This window comes from Porphyrobacter sp. TH134, assembly GCF_002855495.1.
In the GTDB taxonomy this organism is placed as follows: Bacteria; Pseudomonadota; Alphaproteobacteria; order Sphingomonadales; family Sphingomonadaceae; genus Erythrobacter.
On the sequence record NZ_PKRO01000015.1, the window covers coordinates 63,088 to 69,845 of the forward strand.

A 6,758-nucleotide genomic window follows, 5' to 3' on the forward strand; every position below is an offset into this window, starting at 1 on the left:
TTCTAGGCCGAAGGCGGGATCAACAAGCGCTCGGTCCGAACGGGCTGTTCGCGGGACAGGGCAAGGGGGGCGGAACTTTGCCCTGCTGCGGCAACCTGCCATGCGCCAAAGGCCAGCCCATCGAACAGCGCGTAGCCATCGAAATCCGTCACCGCGCGTGCGGCCTCGCGGCCCGCGCTGTCACGCAGCACCACCATCATGCCGGAACGCGGCGTGCGCTGATCGCCTGCCACCAGCACCACCTGTACTTCGATGCTGCCAGTGGGGCGCAGGGCGACGGGGACATGGCGGATTTCGCCGGGGCGCAGGGCGAGGCGATCGCCGGTGCGGGCGGGGCGCAGCGTGAAGTCAGTGAGGCTGGACATCTGGGTTTCGATATCCACGTCCGGCCCCGGCGCGATCCCGCCGATCAGCACTGTCCCGTCCGCAGCCGTTTCCTCGCGCCGCAGCGCGGCACCGACGATGAAGCGCCCGCCTTCAACACCCTGTTCGCCCACGCCGCGCAACCCGTCGCCGTCGTCATCGACGAACATCTCGGCCATGATCGCGCCGCTGCGGGCGATCCCGGCGGGTGCGGTGCGCCAGCGATCTTGGCCGCGGAAAAGGCCGAGCGTCAGGCCGATGCCCGCGCGCCAGCCAGCCCCTTCGCGCCCTGCCGAGGCGCTGAGACCGAGCGGACCGAACTGGCGGGCGAATGTCACACCGCCGCCGAATTTGCCGCTGTCGGCCTGCCAATCGAGATCGAACGCCAAGTTGCCTGCGCCCAGACGCCGCGCCGCGCTGAAGTTCGCGCCGTCGATCCGCCAGCCGCTGCGGTCCGAAGCGGTAACGCCGCTGCGCAGCCGCCATTCGCCGCGCCGCGCCGTCACGCCCAGCGCTGCGGTGCCTTGCCACGCAGTGCTGCCTTCCTGCACCGCGCCGAGTGCAAAGTTGGCCTGCCAGTCGGGCATCGGCATCACGAGACGGGCGGCGGCGACATGCCGCTCGCCGCCGCGTCGAAGCTCGCCGCTCTGCACCCGCGCCTGCCACGGCAGGCTGAGGCGGCCAAGCCCGATGCGGCCCTGACCGGCAATGCTCATCACCTGCGAAAACTCGCGCACCAGCGGGGCCAAGCTGGGGCCGTCGTCGCGGCCATGCCGGGCGAGGTCGATGGTAACGTCCTGCGCCCCGATCCGCCGCGCCAGCCGCACTGCGCCGCCGATCCCGCCTTCACGGTCGCGCGCTCCGGTCACGGCCCATAAGCCGCCAGCCAGCGCGCCGTTAAAGCCCAGCGCCGCGGCCGGCTGGCCCGCAGTCCCGGCGCGCAGGTCCAGCCTTGCCGTAACATCGCCCGTCATGCCCCAGTCAATGCTGGCAAAGGCGGCTGGCCCCGCGGGTTCGCCCGCCAGCGTGTCGCCCACAAACGGGGTGCCGCCATCGACCGCGCCGAAGCTGTAGCTTACCTCGTTCTCCGCGTTCATTTCAGTACCGACGAGGCGTTTGAATACCTCCTCGCTGACTTCGCCATGGGGGCCGTAAAGGCGCACGACCCAGCGGTTCGCGCCGATGCGGACCGGGATGTCGCCGAACTGCCATTGTCCCGCTGCATCAGGTTCGCGGGTGACGGCGATGAGGCGTTCTTCGTGCCACAGCTCGGCTTCCCAGCCTTGCGGGAGCGGGCCGGTCAGCGTGATCGTGTCGACAAGGTCAGCCCGCCACGGCGCGCGCGAGGAGATCACGAGCCCGCGCCCTGACAATGCGTTGGCGATCAGCGGCTGGGCGGGGGCGGCAATATCGCCCAGGGCCAGACTTCGCGCGCCAAGGCCCCCGAGCAGATCGGGAGTGCCGCGCGCATCCGACAGGGTAAGTCCGGGGGTGATACGCCCTTCATTGGTCAGCGCGATGCTCAGCCGCCCGGCCAGGCCGAATAGCGCGCCGCTGGCCAGCAGACTGGCCGAAACCTGACGGCCCTGCGGGGTCATGGCAGCGACCGCACCCAGATCGGCGCTCCACAGCTTGGCCATCCCGTCAGCGCGGGCGAGCAGCGGGAAGGCGGGGCGCAGCGTTTCGGGCCGCAGGCCTGCTTGGCGTTCTTCGCGCTCAAGCCGCATCAGCACTGGCAGGGCGGCGGAGGGGTTGACGACGAGGCGCTGGCTCACCGCGTCATGGGCAAGGCTCATGGGCAGGTATGCAGGCACATCGGCCAGCGGCAGGCACGCGCCGCTCGGGCTGGGCAGCAGGGCAGCGGCGGGGATGGTGACCGATCGGCGCGGCTCGGGCAGGGTCAGGGCTATGTCCGCGTCTGCCGGTTCATGCGCCAGTTCCAGCGCATCGAGCAGCGGGAGAATTGCGACACAGGCCTCGCCATCCGCGCCCAGATCATGCAGGGCGATGGCATCGACGATCAGCTTGCGATCGGCGAACAAGGCCGGAAGGGCGAGCCCGTCAGCGGCCTGACCGGCGCGCTCGGCGGCAGGGTCGCTCCCGAATAGCCGGTCGAACAGGCCGTCCTCTTGCGCCCGAACCGGGGCAGCGTCTCCGCCAACCAGACTGGCTGCGCACAGAAGCAGGGCTAGCCAGCGCAGCGGCCTGAACGGTCGGCGGGACATGAATGATCACCGGGCCGGGTCATGCGCTCAGAGCGCCGCGTTCAGGCTGGCGAGCAGCTTGCCGATATTGGCCGGATCGCCTGCGTCGGTCGAGGTGTAGTCGATCCGCACCCGCTTGCCAGCGAGCTTGGCGCGCACTTCGGCAGGCAGCGGCACGACCACGTCGCGGCTGGTGTTGGGGACGTAGATTGCCACACCGCGCACCAGCCAGGCCGGGGCCTTTTCGCCGTCGACGGTGAAGCTGACATCGCCATAGGTCGAACGCGTGCCAGAGCGGGTCAGGCGCACCACGAGCTGATCGGGGGCTTCTGCGGCCATGGCCGCAGCGTCCATCGTGACGGCAGCATCAAGCGCGCCGACGCGCAGAATCATCGGGATGGTGATCGAGCGGATCGCGACCAGTTCGATTGAGAGGCTGTTGTCGGTGCCTGCTTCGCCTGCGATCTGGGTCGTCCCGGCGCTGACAGGTGCGGACATCAGGCGCAGGTGCGAGCGGTATTCGCCCGCCGCCAGATCGACGGGGGCGGTGGCCATGACGCGCACGACCTGGCGCGCGCCCGGTGCCAGCACCAGCTGGCGCGGGGAGTAACGCAGCTTGTCGTCGGCGAACAATTCGCCGTCCTGCGCGGTCGGGGCGTCTTCAAGGCTGCCATCTTCGCGCATCCGGCGGTTTTCGATGGCAATGCGGAAAGCAGCGGTTTCGGTGCCCTTGTTGACGAGCACAAGTTCGGTCGAGCGCGCCTCGGGGGTCAGCACCACACGGGTGGGGGCGACCAGCAGTTCGGCTGCGGCAGGCACAGGGGCGGCAAGCGCCGCGAGCAACGTCGCGACGAGGGGAAATCTGGGCATGGGATAAAGACCTTACGTGGGCAGGGGTTGGTCTTGGGGTATTGGCATCAGCGTGAGAGGGATCCGGGAGCCGCGCGGGGGGATGCGCGGCTCCCTTCACCCCCTGCCACGGAGGGCTTACTGGTATTCCACCGCGACGGTGAAGCTACCGGTGTACTCGCCGGCTTCCTGACGCACGCCGACGTCAAGCGTGCCGCCGACGGTGAAGCTGTCTTCGCCCTTCAGCAGCTGGCCGTTCGTCTTCGAGCCGTTGAAGTCCGAAACGCGCATCGCTGTGCCCTTGTCGTTGACGATCTTGATCTCCTTGGGGAGGGCGATCGTGTAGAAGGCGTCGGCTTCACCGGTCACCGCGAAAGCAGCGGCGGTGTGGTCGGCGGTCAGGCAGGTCAGCGCCGGGCCGCACTTGCGGCTGCCGTCGGCCAGCACGACGACGCTGTCAGCGACAGTCGTCGAAGGGGCGATGGTGCCGAAGTAGAGGTCGGCCGTGTTGCTGATTTCCAGCGGAGCGATGATCTTCGCACCGGCGCCGGCGTCAGCCGACTGGGCTTGCGCCGAAGTGGCGGCGGCGAGCGATGCGAGAACGGTCAAAGCTGCAAACATCTTGTTCATTTCATTGGTCCTTTTTGGTCGTGGTCAAGTCCGGCGGCGGGTTCGCCGCGGCTGACCTCCAAATGCCCAAACCGGCCCGGTCTGTCCCGGTAGCGCAAGGGTAGCGGGCGGCGCGGAAGGGTTAACCGCGCGCACGGCGGGGATAGGGGCCTGCCCGAGGGCATGGGGTGACCTATACGAAAGGATAAGGTTTCTGAGCCATAAGGCCGGATTGCGCAGCGTGTGCAAGCGGACCACGCAGGGTTCCTGTTTGACGCACGCATCTGACCGGACTGACCAACCCAATGTTCGAGCCTGATTTCACCTTTCCCCCGATCCCCTATGACGAGCCCGAACGGCTCGCTGCGCTGCATCGGCTCGACGTGCTCGATACCGCCCCTGAAGCCGAGCTTGATGTGATTACCCGACTCGCCGCCGATCGGTTCGATGCGGCGATTGCGCTTGTCAGTCTCGTTGATGCCGACCGGCAGTGGTTCAAGTCGCGCCATGGGCTGGAGACATCCGAAACGTGCCGGGCCGACAGCTTTTGCGCGCATGCCATCGCGGCAAGCGGGACGGATGGCGGCGTGATGGTGGTGCCGGATGCAGCCAGCGATCCGCGCTTCGCTGCCAATCCGTTGGTCACCGGCGCGCCGCATATCCGGTTTTATGCCGGTGCCCCGCTGGTGCTGGCTCAGGGCCAAAAGGTGGGTACGCTGTGTGTGATTGACCCTGCCCCGCGCGCAGGCTTTTCGGAGCGCGAGGCCGGGGCGCTGCAACTGATGGCGCGGCAGGTTGTCAGCCTGCTCGAAGGGCGGCAACGGCGCCAGGAACGCCGCATCGCCCAGCTGATCGCGCAAACCACCACCGATGCCTTTGTGTGTGCCGATGCGAACAGCCGGATCACCCTGTGGAATCGCGCGGCTGAGACGATGTTTGGCTGGACCGCCGCGGAGGCACTGGGCCAGAGCCTTGATCTCATCATCCCGCAGGTGCACCGCAAAGGGCATCACGCCGGGGTCGCGCGGATGCGGGCGGGCGCCCCGTCGAAGCTGGTGGGCCACACGGTCGAGGTGCCCGCACTCATCAAGGGTGGCGGCGAACTGCCAATCGAATTGTCGCTGGCGATGTGGCCCGAAGAAGGCGCCGACAGCACCGCCCCGGCCGGTTTTGCGGGAATTATCCGCGATATCTCTGCGCGCAAGGTCGCCGAGGCCGAACGCATCGCTACCGAGGCCCGGCTGGCGCGGCAGGTGGCCGCCATCGAGGCTTCGGACGATGGGATCGCGCTGACCGATGCCGATGGCACCTTCATTTTCATGAACCGCGCCCACGCAGCGATGTTCGGTTATTCCGATCCGGAGGCGCTGAACGGCCGGAACTGGAGCATTCTCTACCCCCCGCACGAGGTCCAGCGACTTGACGAGGAGGCCATGCCGGTCCTGTTTGCGCAAGGGCAATGGCGCGGCGAGACACAGGGGTTGAAGGCCGACGGCACGATGCTGGAACAGGAAATCGCGCTGTCGCTCGCGCCCGAAGGCGGAATCGTGTGCGTCACGCGCGATGTGGGTGACCGGCGCGGAATGGAGCGCGAAAAGGTGCGGCTGCGCGAACAGCTGATGCAGGCCCAGCGGCAGGAGGTTGTCGGCCAATTGGCCAGCGGCATCGCGCATGATTTCAACAATCTGATCGCAGCGATTTCCGGCACCGCCGAACTCCTCCGGCAGATCGACGATAACCGGGTGCGCCACCATGCGGTGCGCATTCAGTCAGCCGCAACCACGGCGGCGGGGCTGGTCGAAAAGATGCTGACCCTGGGCCGCCGCGTGCCGCACCCCAAGCTGGTCGATCTGCGCAAGATGCTGCGTGATGTGCGCGATCTGGTGGTGCCCAGCCTGACCGATCCCCTTCACCGGATCGAACTGGCAATGCCATCCGCGCCGATCATGCTGCTGACCGACGATACCGAACTCAATCAGGTGCTGCTCAATCTGGTGCTGAACGCGCGCGATTCGCTGCGCTGCGGCGAAACCGGGCGGATCAAGCTGGAAGTGCTCACAGGCGAGGCCGGCGCCGCTGACATGCGGCCCATGATCGGAACGGTCCCACAGGTGCCGAGCGTTCTGATAAGGGTGAGCGATACGGGCTGCGGAATTGACCCGGCCGAGCTGGACCGGATCTTCGAGCCGTACTTCACCCGCAAGGGTGAGGCAGGAACAGGCCTTGGTCTTGCAGTGGTGGCCGGGATCATCGCCAGCAATCATGGCGCATTGGCGATCCAGAGCTGGCCGGGGGCCGGGACGATTTTCGAGCTGTGGTGGCCGCTGCAACCCGATCACACCGGTCCGATCGAGGACGAAGCCGCGTGGGCTCACTACAAGGCGGGGCTTGCCGGCAAGGCGGTGCTGGTGGTGGATGACAGCCCGGCGATGATCGATACCTTGGTGGCCATGCTGGATGAAGTGGGCGCCGAGGCCGGCCCCTGCCTTGACGCGCAGGATGCCATTGCCGCGATCAGAGAGGGCGCGGCAGAGTGGGATCTGGTGATCACCGATTACGACATGCCCGGCATGAACGGGGCCGAGCTGGCGCGCAGCTTGCGCAAGCTGCGCCCCGATTTGCCGATCGTGCTGCTGACCGCTCAGCCGCGCATCCACCAATTGCATCAGGGCCAGGTCGGGCTGTTTGACGGTGTGCTCGGCAAGCCCGCCGGCACAGCGCAACTCGCTTCGG

Annotated in this window: 4 protein-coding genes; 1 reads left to right on the top strand and 3 read right to left on the bottom strand. The window is 67.6% G+C overall.

Going from position 1 to position 6,758, the window contains the following annotated elements; genetic code table 11:
* Positions 1–2: 2 nt before the first annotated feature.
* The 3 genes from C0V72_RS08620 to C0V72_RS08630 all read right to left on the bottom strand — a co-directional run bounded on the left by C0V72_RS08620 (position 3) and on the right by C0V72_RS08630 (position 4,046).
* Positions 3–2,588, bottom strand: a complete 2,586-nt coding sequence (locus C0V72_RS08620) for a hypothetical protein (RefSeq protein WP_101793602.1) — start codon at positions 2,586–2,588, stop codon at positions 3–5.
* Positions 2,589–2,615: 27 nt separating this feature from the next.
* Positions 2,616–3,437 (bottom strand): molecular chaperone, encoded by an 822-nt coding sequence (locus tag C0V72_RS08625; protein ID WP_143704551.1) that lies wholly within the window; start codon positions 3,435–3,437, stop codon positions 2,616–2,618.
* A gap of 117 nt (positions 3,438–3,554) precedes the next feature.
* On the bottom strand, positions 3,555–4,046 hold the full coding sequence (locus C0V72_RS08630) for a DUF4402 domain-containing protein (protein ID WP_101793607.1): 492 nt from the start codon (positions 4,044–4,046) through the stop codon (positions 3,555–3,557).
* Between the two features lie 284 nt (positions 4,047–4,330).
* Here C0V72_RS08630 and C0V72_RS08635 point away from each other — a divergent pair.
* Positions 4,331–6,758 (top strand): PAS domain S-box protein (locus tag C0V72_RS08635; protein ID WP_101793609.1); only part of this gene is annotated, 2,428 nt, incomplete at its 3' end.

Coding starts and splice junctions, on each gene's coding strand:
- C0V72_RS08630 (WP_101793607.1), bottom strand. CDS start 4,046: ATGAACAAGATGTTTGCAGCTTTGACCGTTCTCGCATCGCTCGCCGCC.
- C0V72_RS08625 (WP_143704551.1), bottom strand. CDS start 3,437: ATGCCCAGATTTCCCCTCGTCGCGACGTTGCTCGCGGCGCTTGCCGCC.
- C0V72_RS08620 (WP_101793602.1), bottom strand. CDS start 2,588: ATGTCCCGCCGACCGTTCAGGCCGCTGCGCTGGCTAGCCCTGCTTCTG.